General features: G+C 71.7%; 25 protein-coding genes and 1 pseudogene. 16 read left to right on the plus strand and 10 right to left on the minus strand.

What is annotated here, in order from left to right; genetic code table 11:
* The first annotated feature begins 7 nt into the window (after positions 1–7).
* The 4 genes from ACYVAP_RS00465 to ACYVAP_RS00480 are packed head-to-tail and all read left to right on the plus strand — an operon-like array spanning position 8 to position 1,870.
* Positions 8–514, plus strand: a complete 507-nt coding sequence (locus ACYVAP_RS00465; protein ID WP_413541895.1) for an RNA polymerase sigma factor — start codon at positions 8–10, stop codon at positions 512–514.
* Positions 511–1,116 (plus strand): methylated-DNA--[protein]-cysteine S-methyltransferase, encoded by a 606-nt coding sequence (locus ACYVAP_RS00470; protein WP_498859100.1) that lies wholly within the window; start codon positions 511–513, stop codon positions 1,114–1,116. The genes ACYVAP_RS00465 and ACYVAP_RS00470 overlap by 4 nt, the downstream gene beginning before the upstream one ends.
* Complete coding sequence (locus ACYVAP_RS00475; RefSeq protein WP_498859101.1) at positions 1,113–1,736, plus strand: DNA-3-methyladenine glycosylase I; 624 nt, start codon at positions 1,113–1,115, stop codon at positions 1,734–1,736. Before ACYVAP_RS00470 ends, ACYVAP_RS00475 begins: the two co-directional genes overlap by 4 nt.
* A 17-nt stretch (positions 1,737–1,753) precedes the next feature.
* Positions 1,754–1,870: an RCC1-like domain-containing protein gene (locus tag ACYVAP_RS00480; protein WP_498859844.1), complete on the plus strand. Its 117-nt coding sequence runs from the start codon at positions 1,754–1,756 to the stop codon at positions 1,868–1,870.
* 25 nt (positions 1,871–1,895) lie between these two features.
* Here ACYVAP_RS00480 and ACYVAP_RS00485 read toward each other — a convergent pair whose 3' ends face one another.
* The 3 genes from ACYVAP_RS00485 to ACYVAP_RS00495 form a co-directional block, all read right to left on the minus strand.
* A complete protein-coding gene (locus ACYVAP_RS00485; protein WP_137770213.1) occupies positions 1,896–2,075 on the minus strand; it encodes a hypothetical protein in 180 nt (59 codons plus the stop codon).
* A 126-nt stretch (positions 2,076–2,201) separates the two neighbouring features.
* Complete coding sequence (locus ACYVAP_RS00490) at positions 2,202–2,699, minus strand: MarR family winged helix-turn-helix transcriptional regulator (RefSeq protein WP_498859102.1); 498 nt, start codon at positions 2,697–2,699, stop codon at positions 2,202–2,204.
* A 16-nt stretch (positions 2,700–2,715) separates the two neighbouring features.
* A complete protein-coding gene (locus ACYVAP_RS00495) occupies positions 2,716–4,122 on the minus strand; it encodes a GNAT family N-acetyltransferase (protein WP_498859103.1) in 1,407 nt (468 codons plus the stop codon).
* A gap of 80 nt (positions 4,123–4,202) precedes the next feature.
* Between ACYVAP_RS00495 and ACYVAP_RS00500 the strand changes: the two genes are divergently transcribed.
* The 7 genes from ACYVAP_RS00500 (at position 4,203) to ACYVAP_RS00530 (ending at position 7,952) form a co-directional block, all read left to right on the plus strand.
* Positions 4,203–4,685, plus strand: a complete 483-nt coding sequence (locus ACYVAP_RS00500; protein ID WP_498859104.1) for a DUF8821 family protein — start codon at positions 4,203–4,205, stop codon at positions 4,683–4,685.
* Between the two features lie 90 nt (positions 4,686–4,775).
* Positions 4,776–5,021 carry a PspC domain-containing protein gene (locus ACYVAP_RS00505; protein ID WP_498859105.1) on the plus strand — a complete coding sequence of 82 codons (246 nt, stop codon included), beginning with the start codon at positions 4,776–4,778 and terminating at the stop codon, positions 5,019–5,021.
* Positions 5,022–5,161: 140 nt separating this feature from the next.
* Positions 5,162–6,121 carry an arsenic resistance protein gene (locus ACYVAP_RS00510; protein ID WP_498859106.1) on the plus strand — a complete coding sequence of 320 codons (960 nt, stop codon included), beginning with the start codon at positions 5,162–5,164 and terminating at the stop codon, positions 6,119–6,121.
* Positions 6,122–6,241: 120 nt separating this feature from the next.
* On the plus strand, positions 6,242–6,667 hold the full coding sequence (locus tag ACYVAP_RS00515; RefSeq protein WP_498859107.1) for a cupin domain-containing protein: 426 nt from the start codon (positions 6,242–6,244) through the stop codon (positions 6,665–6,667).
* Between the two features lie 41 nt (positions 6,668–6,708).
* Positions 6,709–7,032 carry a carboxymuconolactone decarboxylase family protein gene (locus ACYVAP_RS00520; RefSeq protein ID WP_498859108.1) on the plus strand — a complete coding sequence of 108 codons (324 nt, stop codon included), beginning with the start codon at positions 6,709–6,711 and terminating at the stop codon, positions 7,030–7,032.
* Between the two features lie 49 nt (positions 7,033–7,081).
* Positions 7,082–7,264 carry a VOC family protein gene (locus ACYVAP_RS00525; protein ID WP_498859109.1) on the plus strand — a complete coding sequence of 61 codons (183 nt, stop codon included), beginning with the start codon at positions 7,082–7,084 and terminating at the stop codon, positions 7,262–7,264.
* Positions 7,265–7,316: 52 nt separating this feature from the next.
* Positions 7,317–7,952, plus strand: coding sequence for an aspartate/glutamate racemase family protein (locus ACYVAP_RS00530; RefSeq protein WP_498859110.1), 636 nt, complete (start codon positions 7,317–7,319; stop codon positions 7,950–7,952).
* A gap of 20 nt (positions 7,953–7,972) precedes the next feature.
* Here the strand turns inward: ACYVAP_RS00530 and ACYVAP_RS00535 are convergent, their stop codons facing one another.
* Entirely contained in the window at positions 7,973–8,950 is a 978-nt protein-coding gene (locus ACYVAP_RS00535; RefSeq protein WP_498859111.1) for an NAD-dependent epimerase/dehydratase family protein, read from the minus strand.
* A 54-nt stretch (positions 8,951–9,004) separates the two neighbouring features.
* Complete coding sequence (locus ACYVAP_RS00540; RefSeq protein ID WP_498859112.1) at positions 9,005–9,853, minus strand: helix-turn-helix transcriptional regulator; 849 nt, start codon at positions 9,851–9,853, stop codon at positions 9,005–9,007.
* Positions 9,854–9,958: 105 nt separating this feature from the next.
* Between ACYVAP_RS00540 and ACYVAP_RS00545 the strand changes: the two genes are divergently transcribed.
* The 4 genes from ACYVAP_RS00545 (at position 9,959) to ACYVAP_RS00560 (ending at position 13,315) form a co-directional block, all read left to right on the plus strand.
* Positions 9,959–11,044, plus strand: coding sequence for a GNAT family N-acetyltransferase (locus ACYVAP_RS00545; protein WP_498859113.1), 1,086 nt, complete (start codon positions 9,959–9,961; stop codon positions 11,042–11,044).
* 239 nt (positions 11,045–11,283) lie between these two features.
* Entirely contained in the window at positions 11,284–12,003 is a 720-nt protein-coding gene (locus tag ACYVAP_RS00550; RefSeq protein WP_498859114.1) for a histidine phosphatase family protein, read from the plus strand.
* Positions 12,000–12,548 (plus strand): DUF3090 domain-containing protein, encoded by a 549-nt coding sequence (locus ACYVAP_RS00555; RefSeq protein WP_498859115.1) that lies wholly within the window; start codon positions 12,000–12,002, stop codon positions 12,546–12,548. The genes ACYVAP_RS00550 and ACYVAP_RS00555 overlap by 4 nt, the downstream gene beginning before the upstream one ends.
* Complete coding sequence (locus ACYVAP_RS00560; protein WP_498859116.1) at positions 12,548–13,315, plus strand: SCO1664 family protein; 768 nt, start codon at positions 12,548–12,550, stop codon at positions 13,313–13,315. The genes ACYVAP_RS00555 and ACYVAP_RS00560 overlap by 1 nt, the downstream gene beginning before the upstream one ends.
* A gap of 511 nt (positions 13,316–13,826) precedes the next feature.
* Here ACYVAP_RS00560 and ACYVAP_RS00565 read toward each other — a convergent pair.
* The 5 genes from ACYVAP_RS00565 to ACYVAP_RS00585 all read right to left on the minus strand — a co-directional run bounded on the left by ACYVAP_RS00565 (position 13,827) and on the right by ACYVAP_RS00585 (position 15,845).
* Positions 13,827–14,252 (minus strand): type II toxin-antitoxin system VapC family toxin, encoded by a 426-nt coding sequence (locus ACYVAP_RS00565; protein WP_498859117.1) that lies wholly within the window; start codon positions 14,250–14,252, stop codon positions 13,827–13,829.
* A complete protein-coding gene (locus ACYVAP_RS00570; protein ID WP_264451136.1) occupies positions 14,249–14,482 on the minus strand; it encodes a FitA-like ribbon-helix-helix domain-containing protein in 234 nt (77 codons plus the stop codon). The genes ACYVAP_RS00565 and ACYVAP_RS00570 overlap by 4 nt, the downstream gene beginning before the upstream one ends.
* Before the next feature lie 234 nt (positions 14,483–14,716).
* Positions 14,717–15,001: a DUF7701 domain-containing protein gene (locus ACYVAP_RS00575; RefSeq protein WP_498859118.1), complete on the minus strand. Its 285-nt coding sequence runs from the start codon at positions 14,999–15,001 to the stop codon at positions 14,717–14,719.
* On the minus strand, positions 14,998–15,438 hold the full coding sequence (locus ACYVAP_RS00580; protein WP_498859119.1) for a RipA family octameric membrane protein: 441 nt from the start codon (positions 15,436–15,438) through the stop codon (positions 14,998–15,000). Before ACYVAP_RS00580 ends, ACYVAP_RS00575 begins: the two co-directional genes overlap by 4 nt.
* 29 nt (positions 15,439–15,467) lie before the next feature.
* On the minus strand, positions 15,468–15,845 hold the full coding sequence (locus tag ACYVAP_RS00585; protein WP_498859120.1) for a TIR domain-containing protein: 378 nt from the start codon (positions 15,843–15,845) through the stop codon (positions 15,468–15,470).
* 407 nt (positions 15,846–16,252) lie between these two features.
* Here ACYVAP_RS00585 and ACYVAP_RS00590 point away from each other — a divergent pair.
* Positions 16,253–17,417: pseudogene (locus tag ACYVAP_RS00590) on the plus strand (IS3 family transposase).
* The last annotated feature ends 286 nt before the right edge of the window (positions 17,418–17,703 follow it).

Below are 17,703 nucleotides of genomic sequence, written 5' to 3' on the forward strand. Positions count from 1 at the left end.
GCGGGGCATGAGCATGCGTGAGCCCTTCGAGCAGGCCGTCGCCCGGCACGGCCCGGCCGTGATGCGCGTGTGCCGCGCCGTGCTGCGCGATCAGGCCGACGCCGAGGACGCCTGGTCGGAGACCTTCCTCTCCGCCCTGCGCGCCTGGCCGGACCTCCCCGCGTCGACGAACGTCGAGGCGTGGATCGTGCGGGTCGCCCAACGGCGCTGCGTGGACCTCATCCGCCGCCGCTCGCGCACGCCGATGCCCGTCGAGGAGCTGCCGGAGCGACCCTCCACGAGCGGGCTCCCCGGAGCGGCCGACGGCCTCTGGGACGAGGTCGCCGCGCTCCCGGAGAAGCAGCGGCTCGCCGTCGCCTACCACTACCTGGGCGGACTCCCCCATGCGGAGACCGCGGAGCTCACCGGCAGCACCCCGGCGGCCGTGCGGCGCGCCGCCGCGGACGGCGTGGCGACCCTGCGCCGCGGCCTCGCGCCGGGCACCCTCCCCTCCCCCGAAGGAGCAGACCGATGACCACCGCCGATCCCGATCTCAGCGCCGCGCTCCCCGTGGACCCCGCGGTCCTCGAGCGGCTGAGCACCCGGCTCGCCGAGCGAGCCGGCCAGGAGCAGCTGCTCGACGTCGCGACCCGCACCGTCGACTCCCCCGTCGGCCCGCTGCTGCTCGCCGCGACCGAGCGGGGCCTCGTGCGCATCGCCTTCGAGCGCGAGGACTTCGACGCCGTGCTCGAGACGGTCGCGACGAAGGTCAGCCCCCGGATCCTTCGGGCCCCGGCACGGCTGGACGGCGCGGCCCGCGAGCTCGAGGAGTACTTCGCGGGCCGCCGGCGCGGCTTCGACCTGCCGCTGGACCATGCGCTGTCCCGCGGCTTCCGCCTCGAGGTCCAGGAGTTCCTGCCGAGCATCGGCTACGGCAGCACGCTCTCCTACGGGCAGGTCGCCGCGCAGGTGGGGAACCCGCGGGCCTCGCGCGCGGTGGGCACCGCCTGTGCGACGAACCCGCTGCCGATCGTCGTCCCGTGCCATCGTGTGCTGCGCGGCGACGGCTCCCCCGGCGGCTACGTGGGCGGCCCCGACGCGAAGACCACCCTGCTCGCCCTCGAGAGGACCGCATGAGCACCCCCGATACCGACACCGCCCACGACGCCGGGACGGTCCTCGGCGAGGACGGCCTCGCGCGCCCTGCCTGGGCGGCGACGGATCCCCTGCTGCAGGCCTACTACGACACCGAGTGGGGCATGCCCGTGCGCGACGAGCAGGGCCTGTACGAGCGGATCAGCCTCGAGGCGTTCCAGGCGGGGCTCTCGTGGGCGACGATCCTGCGCAAGCGCCCCGCCTTCCGCGAGGCCTTCGCGGGCTTCGATCCCGAGGTCGTCGCGCACTTCGACGAGGTCGACGAGCAGCGCCTGCTGGCCGACGCCGGGATCGTGCGCAACCGCGCGAAGATCACGGCGACGATCACGAACGCCCGCGCCACGCTCGATCTGCGCGAGCGGGGCGGCCTCGTGGACCTCGTGTGGTCCTACCGCCCGGAGGACACACCGCGCCCGCGCACCGCGGCGGAGGTCCCGACCCGCTCCCCGGAGTCCGTGGCGCTGTCGAAGCGGCTGCGGAAGGAGGGTTTCGCCTTCGTCGGCCCCACGACGATGTTCGCGCTCATGGAGGCCGTGGGCATCGTGGACACACACCTGCTGGGCTCGCACCGCCGGGGCAGCTCCGGCGTGTGGGACGACTGATCGACGTGCACCGGGCCGTGATCGACGCGGGGCGGCGGCATTCGGTCGCCTGCCGCGAGGACGGCACGGTGCTCGCCGCGGGCTCGGACGAGGACGGCCGGTGCCGGGTCAGCGCCTGGCGGCGACGGCGCTGAGCCGCACTCGCCCGGGCCGCGCCGGTCAGCCCAGCAGGAGGAAGACGCCGACGGTCCCGAGCACGACGCCGACGGAGACCATGGCGATCGCGGCCCTCGAGGCGCGGCTGCGGCCGAAGGTCATGGTGGTGGAGTAGATCCACACGGAGCCCAGGAACAGCAGGATCCCGGAGACGATGGTCATGACGAGGCCGGGGATGCTCACGGTGCGTTCTCCTGGGTCGGCGGGACTCGTGGTGGCGGCCGTCGGCCGACCCCAGGAACTGTACGCGAACGCTTAGTGCACTAACTAGTTGCCTCGGAGTGATCCCCGTCCCGTCGGCGACGTCGGTCAGACGCCGGGCTCCTCGTCCTCGAGCGCGACGGTGATCAGCTTCATCATGCTTGCGTGCAGTGCCATGAGCTCCTGCTCGTCCATGCGCAGCCGGCGCATCATCGTCGCGGGGATCTTCTCCGCCTCCGCACGCAGCGCCGCACCCTCGTCGGTCAGCACGATCGCGAGGGAGCGCTCGTCCGCGCTGTCCCGGGTGCGCAGCACGTAGCCGAGGGCCTCGAGCCGCTTGATGAGCGGGGAGAGCGTCGCGGGCTCGAGGTGCAGGAGGCCGCTCAGCCCCTTGACCGAGAGCGGCGCCCGCTCCCACAGCGCGAGCATCACGAGGTACTGCGGGTGCGTGAGGTGCAGCGGCTCGAGCACGGGCCGGTAGGCGGCGATCACGCTGCGCGAGGCGAGGGACAGCGCGAAGCACACCTGGCTCTCGAGGGCCAGCGGGTCCTTCAGGGCCTCACCCTCCGCGTCCACCGCCATCACGCCCTCCGCTCCCGTCGCCATGCTGTGCCCGTCGATCCTACGAGTCACCGCTCGGCCCGGGGTCCAGGGGAAGCGGCTCGACGGCGGGCAACGGATCGGTGCGCAGCCGGCCGTAGGTGCGCACGTCGACCCGCGCGCCGTCGATGAGGAACTTCCCGCGCTCGGTCCCCTCCGGGACGAAGCCGGCGGCGCGGGCCACCGCCCCCGAGGCGGGATTGTCCACGCGGTGCCCGAGCTCGAGCCGCTCGAGACCCCGATCGGTGAGCGCCCACTGCGCGACCGTGGCCGCCGCGCGGGCCATGAGCCCGCGACCGCGGGCCTCCGCGTGCAGCCAGTACCAGAACCATCCGCTGCGCTCGGCCTCGTCGACCGTGACGCCGACGAGGCCGACGACCCTCCCCTCCTCGGCGATCACCCACGCCTCGTGCACGGAGGGGCGCCCGTCGGCCCCGGCGTCGAGGAGCCGGGCCACGTACCGCTCCGCCTCCTCCGGGCTGCGCACCGTGCCCTGGCGGGCCATGTCGGGGTGCGAGGCGAAGGCGGCGAGGACGTCCGGGGCGTCGGCGCGGCGCAGGCGGCGGAGCGTCGCGGGCGCCGAGGTCAACGCTCCGCTCGACGACATGCCGACGGACGCCGCAGGCCGGGGCGGCTCGCCGACGGCCGCGAGCCAGTGGCGCAGCAGGTCCCGCACCGCGCTCGGCTGGTCGAGGTGGAGGTTGTGCCCGGCACGGTCGAGCACCGCGGTCGTGGCGTGCGGGAGACGTCGCGCGAGGGCGAGCTGGTCCTCATAGCCGACGACGGCGTCCTGGCGCCCCATGGCCAGGAGGACCGGGACGTCGAGCTCCTCGACCGCGGCGTCGGGAAGGCGGGGCAGGGAGTAGTCCGCAGCGAGGCGCGCGACGGCTCCACGATCCGCGGCGCGCAGGCCCGGGAGGGCCGTGCCCCGGAACCGCTCCCAGTTCCCCCGCGACGGCACGACGGCGAGCTCGGCGTAGAGGGCGGCGTCCTCGGGATCGAGGGAGCCGAGGAGCTCGTCGTCCCGCTCGAGCACCTCGGCCGGCGGCAGGGTGCGGCGGGCGTGCACCGGGTCCACCACGGGCGCGAGCAGCGCGATGCCGAGACAGCGCTCCGGTCGGCGCGCGACGAGGTCCCGGGCGAGCAGTCCGCCGAGCGAGGAGCCGATCACCGCGAAGGGTCGCCCGCCGAGGAGCTCGCCGGCCACGCGGTCCAGCCAGTCGGCGAGCTGCGGCAGCCCGCCGGGCGCGGGCAGCGCCGGGGTCCGGCCGAAGCCCGCGAGGTCGAGGTGCAGCCGCTCCCACGGGGAGCTCTCGTCGAAGAGGTCCTCGAGGTCGAGCAGGAAGCGGTGGTCCACCTCGTTGCCGTGCACGAGCAGCAGTGGCGCCCCCTGCCCGCGGCGGACGACGTGCGGCACGGGATCGGTCATCGCGGCGGGGCTCCTCGGGGACTGTCAGACGGACGGGCGGCGCTCAGCGTACGCTTCCCCCACCGTCCCAAGGAGGTCCCATGCCTGGTCAGGCCGTCTCGTTCACCGATGTCTCCACCGAGGGCCTCGAGTCCTCCCCCGTCACCGAGGCCCTCGCCGGCCTGCGCGCCAACGAGGCCCGCTACTTCCACACGAAGTACAAGCACACGTTCACCGTCGTGCCCGCCGCGGAGGCGCCGGAGACCCTCGCCTGGGTCCGGGAGATCCTGCGCAGCGAGCGGGACATGGTGATCGCCTCCCCCGCGCTCGAGGTCAGTGTCAACGACGTCGAGGGGATCCTCTGGGTGCATGTCTTCCACGAGTCCGGCCTCGCGCTGAACGTGCTGTGGACGCGCGAGGAGGGCGGCAAGCGCGCCGTGGGCCTCAAGCTCTCCGAGGGCATGGAGGTCCCCGAGGAGCTCGGCGCCTTCAAGTTCGCCCGGCAGAAGTCGAAGCTCGCGGGCACGATCCGCGGCTCCTTCTTCGTCATCAAGGGCGAGCACCCGCTGCCCGAGGGCCTCTGATCCGCCCGCCGCAGCCCTGCGGTTCTCCTCCGCCCACCTCGGGGGCGGCCCCCGGTGCGCGGGACGTGCGGCGCGCGTAGCGTCGACCGCATGAACGGAATCTTCGACTCCATCCGCCGTCTCGACGTCCGCCGTGGGCCGCGCCGGCTCGTGGGCGGCGTCTGCGGCGGCATCGCGCAGAGGACCGGGCTGAACGTGTGGCTCGTGCGCCTGCTGGTGCTCGCGTCCTTCCTCCTGCCCGTGCTGGGGCCGGGCGCCTACCTCGTGGTGTGGCTGCTCACCCCGTGGCAGGACGACCGGATCCCGCTCGAGCGGGTGCTCGCCGGCCGCAGCTGACCGGCTCGGCACCGGGCGGAGGCCGCCCCCGGGAACCGTCCGGGTGCAGGTCGGGGCGCGCGGGGGCCGCAGGGGTCCGCTACCGTCGGAGGGACGTCACGACCACCGTTCGTGCGCGAGGGACGGACCGAGGAGGGGTGATGCCGACCCCGATGCCCTGGCACGAACGGCGGCAGGTGCCGCTGTACCTCGCGGCGCTCGCGATCGGCGCGGCCGTCGGCCTGCTGGTCCCCGCCCTCGCCCACCCCGCGGAGCTCGCGATCCAGCCGGTGCTCGCGCTGCTGCTGTACGCGACCTTCCTCGGCGTGCCCTTCGCGCGGATCGGCGCCGCGGTGCGGGACCTGCGCTTCCTCGCGGCGGCGCTCGGCGTGAACGTGCTGATCGTGCCGCTGGTGGTGTGGGCGCTCTCGCGGGTCGTCGCGCACGATCCCGCCCTGTTGGTCGGGGTGCTGTTCGTGCTCCTCACCCCGTGCATCGACTACGTGATCGTCTTCGCGGGCCTCGCGGGCGGGGACCGGGAGCGGCTGCTCGCCGCCTCCCCTGTGCTCATGGTCGCGCAGATGCTCCTGCTCCCGCCGCTGCTGTGGCTGTTCGCGGGCGGCGAGCTCGCCCGCTCGATCGAGCCCGGGCCGTTCCTCGAGGCCTTCGCCCTGCTCATCGTCGCGCCGCTGCTCGCGGCGGGCCTGACCCAGCTCGCCGCGGCGAGGACCCGGATCGGCGCGCGGGTCGAGGCGGCCGCGAGCGCGTCGATGGTGCCGCTCATGATGGCGACGCTCGCCGTGGTCGTCGCCTCGCAGATCGCCGGGGTCGCGGGGCGGATCGGCGCGCTGCTGCTCGCCGTCCCCGTGCTCGTGGCGTTCGTCGTGGTGATGGTGCCGATCGGCATGGTCGCGGGCCGGGCGGCGGGACTCGACGTGCCGGGGCGGCGGGCGGTCGTGTTCAGCGGCGTCACCCGGAACTCGCTCGTGGTGCTGCCGCTCGTGCTCGCGCTGCCGGCGGCCTACGACCTCGCCCCGCTGGTCGTCGTCACGCAGACCCTCGTCGAGCTGATCGCGATGGTCGTGCTCGTGCGGCTCGTCCCCCGGCTGCTGCCCGCCTGACGCCCCCCCTGATCGCGCGGCCCTGGAGCGATGGGGGTGCTGTCGGGGACTCCCACAAGGACGGGCCCGCGCCTACCGTCGGATCCGGACCACCGCACCATCCCACCCCAGGAGGCATCGATGACGGATCAGGACTTCGAGCAGATCTTCCCGACGGGCGCGCCGAACGACGCCTTCGCCGAGTACTTCACCGGGCAGAGCTTCCTCGCCCCGCTCATCACCGAGGGGAGCGTCGCCGTCAGCAACGTGACCTTCGAGCCGGGCTGCCGCAACAACTGGCACGTCCACCACGCCACCGGGGGCGGCGGCGACCAGATCCTCATCTGCACGGCGGGCAGCGGCTGGTACCAGGCCGAGGGCGAGGAGCCCGTGAGCCTCGAGCCCGGCTCCGTCGTGCGGGTCCCCGAGGGGACGAAGCACTGGCACGGGGCGAAGGCCGGCTCGTGGTTCAGCCACCTCGCCTTCCTCACCCCGGGGGCGGACCCGAGCAACGAGTGGCTCGAGCCCGTCACCGACGAGGCCTACGGCGCCCTGCCCACCGCCTGACGGCGCTTCGGAACAACCACCACCACACGAAGGAGAGACCCATGGCGGAGAAGGTCACCGCAGGCCGGGACGCGCTCGGGGAGTTCGCCCCCACGTTCGCGGGGCTGAACGACGACGTCCTGTTCGGACAGGTCTGGGCACGCGAGGAGCAGCTGCCCCTGCGCGAGCGCAGCATCGTCACCGTCACCGCGCTCATGGCGAGCGGGGTGCTGGACGGCTCCCTCGAGCACCATATCCAGCGCGCGAAGGCCAACGGCGTCACCGCGGAGGAGATGGCGGAGGTGCTCACCCACGCCGCGTTCTACGCCGGTTGGCCCAAGGCCTGGGCGGCGTTCCGCCTCGCGAAGACGGTCTACGAGGGCTGATCCCGGGACGGCGACCTGGTCGCTCCCTGATCCGCGCCCCTCCTGTGCCGTGTGTGCCCCACCCCACTTCGACCGGGTGCTCGCCGCGCTGCGCGCGAGCGGCCGGGAGCACTGGGCGGACCCGCAGCGGTCCCGGCCGGGCGAGATCCACCACGAGCACGACGGGAGGGGCGTCTACCTGCTCGACCCGTCGGGCCACTACCTCGAGCTGATCACCCGGCCGTACGTCTGAGGGCCGGCGGACGACGCGGTGGGCCGGGGTGAGGGCGTGCCATGATCCGCGGGTGACGCGCCCCGGATTCCTGCACACCTCCCCCGTCCACGTGCCGACCTTCGACTCGCTCCTGGCCGAGCTCGACCCGGCGACGGGCGCTGTCCATCTCGTCGACGAGAGCCTGCTCGCCGACGCCCGCACCCGCGGCGCCGAGTCGGTCGCGGACCGGGTCTCCGCGCGGATGACGGAGCTGCGCGATCAGGGTGCGGGGACGATCTGCTGCACCTGCTCGAGCATCGGCGACGTGGCCGAGAGCATCGGCGCCGCGCAGGGCGTGCCGGTGTTCCGCGTGGACCGGCCGATGGCCGCACGCGCCGTCAGGGCCGGCCGACGGATCGGCGTCGTCGCCGCGCTGGCCTCGACCCTCGCGCCCACGCGGGCGCTGCTGCTCGAGGAGGCGGCGCGCTCCGGGGCGGAGGTCGAGGTGGAGCTGGTGCTCGCCGAGGACGCCTGGCCGCTCTTCGAGCGGGGCGACCAGGAGGGCTACCTCGCCGCGATCGCCACCGCCGCCAGCGGCCTCGCCTCGGGGGCCGACGTGCTCGTGCTCGCGCAGGCGAGCATGGCCGGGGCGGAGCCGCTGCTCGCCGATCTCGGCCTGCCCGTGCTCAGCTCACCCCGCATCGCGGCGGAGCACCTGCGGGGCTGAGGTGCCCGCCGCCGGTCCCGTCAGGCCTGGAGCGGTGCCTCGACCGGGAGCTCCCCGCGCTCGATGAGCAGGCGCACCGACTCGAGGATCGCCGCGTCCGGCTCGAAGGCAGGGGCGTAGCCGAGCAGGGTTCTCGCCTTCTCGATGCTGAAGACCTGGCTGCGGTGCAGGTGCCCCCAGCTCTCGACGGCGTGGTGCTCCTCCGCGGTCGCGCGGAACTCCTCCCAGGTGACGGGCTCGATGCTCGCCTCGGCACCGAACCAGCCGGAGGCGATCTCGACGTAGCCCCGCACCGAGAGCGCGGTCGGGGCGACCGCGGTGAAGGACTCCCCCGCGGCCGCGTCGCGGCGGTCGAGTGCGCGCTGAAAGACCTGGGCGACGTCGTCCGCGTGCACGTGGTGCATCGTCTCCGCTCCGCTGCCCGGGACGCGCAGCGCTCCTCCGCGGGAGAGGATCCGCCAGGACTCCGGGTCCCGGTTCCCGAGCGGCCCCGTGGGGTGCCAGCCGGGGCCGACGATGTGCCCGGGATGGATCGAGGTCGTCACGAGGCCGCCGCGGGCCGTCTCCTCCTCGAGCATCCGGGCGATGGCGGCCTTCTGCCGGCCGTACTCGTCGAACGGGGCGCCCGCGGAGTCGGAGTCCTCGGTGATGGGGAGCTTGCGGCTGGCCCCGTGGCGCCAGATGGAGCCGCAGTGGATCAGGTGGGCGACCTCCCCGCGGAGCGCCTCCACGAGTGCGGTCGCGGAGTCGAGGGTGAAGCAGACCAGGTCGATGACGACGTCGGGGGCCTGGGCGAGGACGGTCCGGCCGAAGCTGCCGTCGGCGTCCCCCTGCTCGCGGTCCGCGGCGAGGTGCGTCACCTGCTCCCACTCCGGGGAGTCCCGGTACCCGGTGCCGCCGGAGCGGGTGATGCTGACGACCTCGTGGCCCGCGCGCACGAGCCGGGGGACGAGGTAGGTGCCGATGTGGCCGGATCCGCCGATGACGACGATCTTCATGCTGTTCTCCGATCAGGGTGGTGGTCGCGGATCCCGTCCGGACCGGGGGTGGGGTCAGGGGTGGTGGGGCGCCGTGCCCGAGGGGCCGGGGCCGAGGAGGCGCTCCTCGTCCGCGGTGCCGGGCCGGGGGCTGTAGGTGACGAGCCGGTGGGTCGGGTCGCCGGGGCTCTCGAGGACCTCGAAGTCCAGGGTGAGCGGGCCCAGCTGCGGGTGCACGAAGCGCTTCGTCCCGGTGCGGTGCTCGTGCACGTCCCGTCGGGCCCAGTCCTCGCGGAACAACGGGCTGCGGGTCGAGAGCTCACCGATCAGCGCCGTGAGCTCCTCGTCCAGCGGGTCTCGGCCCGCCTCACGGCGGAGGATCGCGGCTCCGGTGCGGCGGGCGAGCGGCCAGTCCGCGTAGAAGTCGCGTGCCCGAGGATCGAGGTAGTTGAAGCGGGCGAAGTTCGCTACGCGGTCGTCCTCGAGCACCGGCGCGAAGAGCAGGCGGGCGGGGCCGTTCGCGGCGACGAGGTCGAGCCGTGGGGTCTGCACGATCGCGGGGACGGCGATCCGCTCGACGAGTCGCCGCAGCCGCTCCGGCACCTCTCCCGCCCCGTCGTCGACCGCGCGGGTGCCGCTGCCCGACGGCCGACGGGCGAGATCCTCGAGATGCTCCCGCTCGACCTCCGTCAGCTGCAGCGCACGGGCGATCGCGTCGAGGACGCCCGGTGAGGCGCCGCCGATCTCCCCGCGCTCGAGCCGGGTGTAGTAGCCCGTGCTCACCCCGGCCAGCTCGGCGACCTCCTCTCGGCGCAGTCCCGGGACGCGTCGCTCCTCGTCGCGGTCCGGGAGCCCGGCCTGCGCCGGGGTGATCTGTGCGCGGCGGGAGATCAGGAACTCCCGGGCGGTCTCCTTCGAGGTCATGCGCCCACCGTAGGGGCGGGATCCTGCTCCGTGGGAGTCCCTGCGAGGTGCACCCGGCGAGCGCGCCTGCTCGTCGGGCACCGGCCCGCGCGGGAGGATGGGGCGATGACGATCCTGCCCGGCCGAGCCCGGATCCGCGAGGCCCACCCCGCCGATCTCCCCGCGATCGGGGAGGCGCTGCGGGCGTACCTCTCCGGCACCGAGGAGGAGAAGCGCGCGCACGGTGTGAGCCCCTCGACGGGGGCGGATGACGCGCTGCCCGAGCGGTACCGCGCCGAGGTCGAGGACCCGGCGCGGGCGCTCGCCGGCTGCCGGGTCCTCGTCGCCGAGCTCGCGCCGGAGGAGGATCACGGTGGGACGACGGCGGCAGGCGGGGGCGAGGCGCGTCCCGGGGCGATCATCGGGATCGTCGTGCTCGCACCGCGGGAGGGATCGCTCGAGATCAAGCGCCTGTGGGCCTCCCCCTCCGTGCGGGGCCGCGGCGTGGGATCCGCTCTGCTCGACGCCGCCATCGAGGCCGCCGGGCCGCTCCCCGTCACGCTCACCGTCTGGGACTGGCGCGAGCGCGCGATCGGCCTGTACCGCTCCCGCGGCTTCGCCCTGGTCCCGGGATGGGACGAGCGGCCGCGGCTGCTGTGCCTGCGCCACTGCCCCGCCGCCGAGTCCCCGTCCGCCGGCTCCGCGGCGCGGATCACCGCGCTCCCGCCGATCCGACCCGCGCGCCCCGAGGACGCCGTCGCCCTGACGGCCCTCCACCTCGACGCCTGGGACGAGGCGTACACGGGGCTCATCGCCTCCGAGGTGCTCGCCGCGCGGCGCGCGGACCCGGAGGCCCGGGCGCAGCGCTGGCGCGAGAACATCGCGACCACCCCGAACACCGTGCTCGTCGCGGAGGGGACGGGCGAGCGACTGCTCGGATTCGCCATCGCCGGCGCGGTTCGGGACGACCCCGACGGCGGTCTCCCGGAGCGGGAGCTGATGGCGCTCTACGTGCGTGCGGAGGTGTACGGCATCGGACTGGGCCATGCGCTGCTGCGCACCGCGATCGGCGACGGCCCCGCCTCCCTGTGGGTGCTCGAGGGGAACGCACGGGTGATCCGCTTCTACGAGCGGCAGGGCTTCCGCCCCGACGGAGCCCGCAAGGAGGATCCGGTGGGCACGGAGCTGCGGATGGTGCGCGGAAGGGGATGAACGCACCACGCAATCGGCGCCCCGCGCGCGGCAGCGGACTCCCGCCCGGCACCGAGGCCGCAGGAGTCCCTCGCCTGGCTCACGGTGGGCGACGACCCGGAGCGCGCGGCGCCGGCAGGGTCGAGCGAGAAGTGCGCGATCCACGCACCGTCCCGGCCGGGCGACGCGGACGGGGCCATCTCCCCGGGCTGACGAGCAGACGGTGACGCGGGCCTCGACCACATCGCTAGGCTGGAGGCATGGCGACGGTTCTCCTCGTGCGACACGGTCGCACCACGGCCAATGCGACGGGACTGCTGGCGGGTCGGATGGCCGGTGTCGGCCTGGACGATCTGGGGCGGGACCAGGTGGCGCGGACCGGGGACAGGATCGCGGCCGTGCCCGTGTCAGCGGTGGTGTCGAGCCCCCTGGATCGCTGTGCGGAGACCGCCCGGGCCATCGTGGATCGACAGACGGGCGCCCCGCCCACCTCGGTCGACGTCGATCTCACGGAATGCGACTACGGCCGGTGGCAGGGGCGCCGACTCACGGATCTCGCGACGGAGGATCTGTGGCGGACCGTGCAGGCGCAGCCCTCCGCGGTCATCTTCCCCGGCGGTGAATCCCTGGCGGGTATGCAGAGCAGGGCGGTCGCCGCGATCCGTCGCCACGATGCAGCGGTCGAGGCCGAGCACGGTCCGGGGGCGGTGTGGGTGGCGGTGAGCCACGGCGACATCATCAAGTCGGTCCTGGCCGATGCGCTCGGCATGCACCTGGACATGTTCCAGCGGCTCGAGGTGGGGCCCGCCTCGGTGTCGATCGTGACCTACGGGGCGAGCAGGCCGAGGGTCTGGGCGACCAGCACCGACTCCGGGGATCTCTCCTGGCTCGCGAAGAGCGTCCCCTCCGGCGATGCACCGGTGGGCGGCGGTGCAGGCGCTCCCACCGCCGATGGCCCCGGGCCTAGGATCGTCACATGACCGACGTGCCCGCACATCTCCATGCGTTCGACTGGCCGGACCGGGTCGTCATCGGGACCCTCGGGCGTCCCGGTGCCCGGACGTTCTACCTCCAGGTGCGCACCGGGGCGCAGATCATGAGCATCGCCCTCGAGAAGGAGCAGTCCGCACTGCTCGCGATGAAGGTCGACGAGGTCCTCGACCAGCTCCGCGCCGTCGAGGGCAACCCTTTCAGCGTGCCCACCGGCACGCCCGTCGAGCTCGTCGACAACGATCCGCTCGACGTCGTCCAGGAGCAGTTCCGGGCCGGGACCATCGGCATCGGCTGGGACCCCACCACGACCCAGCTGATCATCGAGGCGCAGCCGCTCCCCGCCGACGACGTCGAGCCCGACGAGGCCGGAGCGGCGGAGTCCGAGATGCTGCGGGTGCGGATCCCGGTCGGCGCCGCCCGGGCATTCACCCAGCGCACCCGCGAGATCGTGGACGCCGGGCGTCCGCTGTGCACGCTCTGCGGCCATCCCATCGACCCCGATGGACACACCTGCATCATCCCCGACTTCTGATGCCCGCGGCGGATCTGGTGACCGGCGAACTGGTGCTCACCGGTCGCCTCACGACGGCATCGAACGCGACGTTCCTGGCCCGCATCGGTGACGCGGTGGTCGTCTACAAACCCGTGGCGGGCGAGGCGCCGCTCCGGGACTTCCCCGGCGGCACCCTGGCACGCCGCGAGAGGGCCGCCTACCTCGTCTCCGAGACCCTCGGCTGGGACATCGTGCCGCGCACCTGGCTACGCGACGGCCCGTTCGGCGAAGGGATGGTGCAGCTCTGGCAGGAAGAGGACCGCGACCAGCGCGCCGTGGACCTGATCCCGACGGACCAGGTGCCCGCCACGGGATGGCGGAGCGTTCTCGACGGCCTCGACCAGGACGAGCAGAGGATCACCCTGGTCCATGAGGACACGCCTGCGCTGCGACGCATGGCGGTGTTCGACGTGATCGTCAACAACGCCGACCGCAAGGGCGACCACGTCCTCGCCATGGCCGACGGGCACCGCCACGGCGTCGACCACGGCCTCACCTTCCATGCGGAGGACAAGCTGCGCACGGTCCTGTGGGGCTGGCTGGGAGAGGCGCTGACCCCCGAGGAGCGGGACGGCATCGAACGCGTCGCAGGCGCGCTGCACGGCGAGCTCGGCCGGCGCCTCGCGGACCTGATCGCCACCGAGGAGCTCGCCGCGCTCGCCGAGCGGTGCACCCGACTCCGGGCGGACGCCCGTTTCCCGGCCCCGAGCGGTGAGATGCCGGCGGTGCCGTGGCCCCTGTTCTGACGGTGATCGCGCGCGACACCGCCGGCGTGGCCGCGCGCATGCCAGCGGACACACCCCGCACCGGCATCCCGCTCCGACCGGAGAGCTCGTCCACCGCGTTCCGGCACGGAGAACCATCTGCAGTCAGCGACTACCCAGCCCGCCCGCGCAGGTCGACGTCTCCGTCAGGCCATGTCTCGAGCGGGGCGATTGGCAGGATGAGGATCGGCGGGCCGAGCTCGTCCACGACAGATTCGCCATCACGCCCGATCGACGTCTCGCGAGCAAGGATCCTCTTCCAACCACATGACTCGTGGAACGGGACGACTTGCTCTCGACAGCCCGAGTAGCCGAACGCGAGGCGACCGCGATCGCGCATCGATTGCGCTGCCCGTCTCATGAGTTCGCGCCCGTGACGCATCCCTCTTGCGTCGGCGGAGATCAAGGTACTCGTTGTCGAAGAGCAGCCGAAGTTCACCCAGATCGGCCTCAGTGAGTTCCTGGTGGGCGAGGACCTCGATCGAATGACGCTTCACGCGTCCACCTTCCATGGGTCCACCAGTTCGACGCCGGTGTGCTGGAAGTCCTTCACATTGCGCGTAGCGCAGGTGGCCCCGTTCGCCAGGCAGATCGCGGCGATCTGGGCGTCGGCGGTACTGACCGGCGCGCCTGCTGCCTCACGCGACGCGAGCACCTCCGCGTATCGCTCCGCCGCGTCATCATCGAAGGCGAGCACCGACCGGCTCCCCCGGTACGGCGCTACCGCTTCATCGATCCTCTGCGCCAGCTCGTCTTTGCGTTGGCCGTTCGGGAGCCTGCGCACACCGGCAAGCAACTCCGCGAGAGTGATGGAAGTGATCGCGACGTCGCCCGTCAAGGACACAAGCCACTCGACGACACGAGGCTCCGGGGAGGGCCGAAAGATCTCCGAGATGACGTTCGTGTTGAGGACGATCATTCGAGGCCCGCCGCCCGTGCGACATCATCGCGCGTCGGAATCGGCAACTCGTCAACCCCTTCGACATCCCGTGCCGCAGACAGAAGAGCCATGCCGATGTGCGGCCGTCGAGCGGCCTTCGTGAGGATGTCGCGGACCTCGGCCTCCATGGACCGCCCGTGCTCCTTCGCCTGCGATGCGAGCTGCTGCTTCACGTGGTCATCGAGACCGCGCACGATGATGGATGACATCGTGGACCACCTCCATTGCTATCAGTGATGATAGCGCGGGGCGGGCGGCGTCGCCAGGGGCCGATCCCCCCGCGGAACGACATCGCCCCGGCTACCTCTTCACGAGGCGACCGGGGCGATGACCCGACCAAGGATCGAAGGAGCTGATCACACGTTGAAGCGGAACTCCACCACGTTTCGCAGCCAATCAACCTCTGGGCAGCGGGCGCTCGACACGCCCTGTAGACAGGCCGGCTAAGCGCGGGCTGCCGCCCTGATCGCGGCCAGGAACGAGCTATCCTCACCGCGAATCCCAGCATCGAGCTCATCGAAGGGCAAGATCGACTCGTGACCTGGGTCGAGACCGATCATCCAGGCCGACCAAGCGTCATGGACGTCCGATGCCTGCGTCTCAGCCCCCTTGGCACGCAGAAGGATCGCATACATCAGGAAGAGCTCTTCGGAGTTCTCCGGTACGTCGGTTCCTGCCGGAAGATGCTGCCGGATCAGTTCGGCATCTCGCTCCAAGTACGTGGTCATGAGGCCAGCCTGCCGACCAGGAGCGCGACATACAACAGAGCGAACACGATCGGCACGAGACGTTCGATGCTGCCGAGCTGCTTGAATCCGGCCCTCACCTTGGCCGCTCGACCTACTGGCGGTTCGTCGCCCTCCAGATATGTCCACTCGTCCTTGAACACCTTTACTGGGAGGTGCTCATCCTCGATCCTGTTGATGATGACGAACTTGGCCTCACTGAGGCGACGGTAGTTCTGGAGCAGGAACCACCAGCAAGCGGCGACCACGATGCCGGCGAGACAGACGGCTACGGACGGGATTACTGAGCCGGATCCCGCTGGCCGCAGGCCGACGACGGCGACGAGGGTGGTGTTGACAGTGAGAAAGAAGGCGTTGGCCACAGCTCGTCGAGCCGACAGTCGATCAGCCATCTCGACGGCAAGCTTGTAGGACTCCATGACCCGAGGGTCGAGTGACCAACTCGTGGTCAACGCGCACCGCCGACAAGTGCCTTCAGGTTGTCCCAGGTCCACTTGTAGAGCTTGTCATCGGGCTTCACCCCGAGGGGTTTCGTCGAGCCCTCGTAGCCGGCCAGGAGGAAGTACCGAACACCTTCCTCCTGCGCGATCTTCAGCTCGACAGAGACGCCGGTCGCCGTGTTCATGTGCGTGCCACAGAGCACGATGACGAGGCCACTGGACCTGATCTGACGGCGGGCTCGGGCCTTCCAGTCGCTCGAGGGCTCCTTGAGCGACCAGTCATGAATCACGAAGGGCGAGTCCGGCAGCTTCGACTGGCCGATGAGCAGGTCCTTGAGTCGGGCATCGTTGTCGTAGTCGAAGCTGACGAATGCGCGCTGCGCCATGGGATCCTCCCGGTATCAGTCGTCCGGAGATTCCCGGCTCACTCGGCATGGTGCCAGCAGGCACCGACAGTTCAGAGGCAGTCGCGGCTTTAAACGCCCTCTGACGGCACTCGAAGTTGCTGCCGACTGAGCAGCACCGCAGGTCAGAAACCCCGCGGCGACGGAACTTCGGCGGAAGCGCCGACCACGCAACGAGACCTCGCTATGTTCCGTAACCGACCAACCTATGATCGACGTATGACGACAGCGGCGCTCTACCTCAGGATCAGCCGAGACCTGACCGGCGAGCAACTCGGCGTCGATCGGCAGCGGGAGGCGGCCGAGGCCTATGCGAGGTCGGGACTGCTGCACGGATAGGTGACATCCGATCTGGCTTGCCCGTTGGGCGGCCTGGAAGGATGTGCACCATGCCCGCTCCGTACCCCCAGGAGTTCCGCGAAGACGTCGTGCGCGTGGCCCGGTCCCGTGAGGACGGCGTCACGCTCGCGCAGATCGCGAAGGACTTTGGCGTCCACGAGATGACGCTGCACAAGTGGATCCGCCAAGCCGACATCGACGACGGCAACCGGTCTGGCAGGTCCCGGGAGGACGCTGCCGAGACGAGAGAGCTCAAGCGCCGGGTGCGCCTGCTCGAGCAGGAGAACGAGGTCCTGCGCCGCGCTGCCGCCTACCTCTCGCAGGCGAACCTGCCGGGAAAAGGTTCTACCCGCTCGTGAGCGAGCTCGCCGCCGACGGGATCCCCTTCTCGGAGTCCTTGCGGGTCCTCAAGCTCTCCCGCCAGCCCTACTACGGCTGGCGGAATCAGGGGGTGACCACCGCGGAGCTCGCCGAGGCATACCGCGCGAACGCCCTGTTCAACGCGCATCGCGACGACCCCGAGTTCGGATCGAGGTTTCTCGTTGAGGAGGCTCGCGCCGCTGGCGAGGTGATGTGTGAACGGACCGCGTGGCGGATCTGCCGGGACGACCTGTGGTGGTCGGTGCTCGGGAAGAAGCGCGGGAAGAACGGGAAGCGCCCCGGGCCGCCCGTTCACGATGACCTCGTGAAGCAGGACTTCACCGCCGATGATGTCAACGAACTGTGGCTGACTGACATCACCGAGCGCAGGACCGATGAGGGCAAGCTCTACCTGTGCGCGATCAAGGACGTCTTCTCCGGCCGGATTGTCGGTTACTCGATCAGTGACAGGATGAAGGCTCGTCTCGCGGTGAACGCCCTGGACAACGCGATATCCAGGCGTCGCGACGCGGCTGGTTGCATCGTGCTTCGGACCGCGGATCTCAGTTCCGGTCACGGAAGTTCGCGCACGCTCTGAACCGCCATCACCTCGTCGGATCGATGGGCCAAGTCTGCGCTGCCAGCGATAACGCTGCGATGGAGTCTTTCTTCGCGCTGCTCCAGAAGAACGTCCTGGACCGCAAGCGGTGGCGGACCCGAGAAGAGCTGCGCATCGCGATCATCACCTGGATCGAGCGGACCTACCACCGACGCCGCCGACAGGCCCGCCTGGGCCGATTGACCCCCATCGAATACGAGACCATCATGAACCCCGCCGCGGCCCTCGCGGCCTAACACCACAACTGTCACCTATCCGTGCAGCAGCCCCCGCTTTGGTACCTGCTGCCAGGGACCTGAATGGTGCACTTCTTCACGATGTCGGCCGAAGGGCCGCCTCCATGGGCTATCGCCTGGGCGGTGCTGGGCAGCTCAGCTTCGGCCTCGGACAGGAAGAGGGCAGCGAAGCTGTGCCGCTGTCCATGGACGGCCGGTCGCGGGATCGCGGCCTCAGTTGGCCAGCGCCACTGCGCGGGTGAGCGCCCGATCCACGTCTGACCTCGTCGAGCGGAAGCTCATCGCG

The sequence above is a fragment of the Brachybacterium horti genome (genome assembly GCF_054777615.1).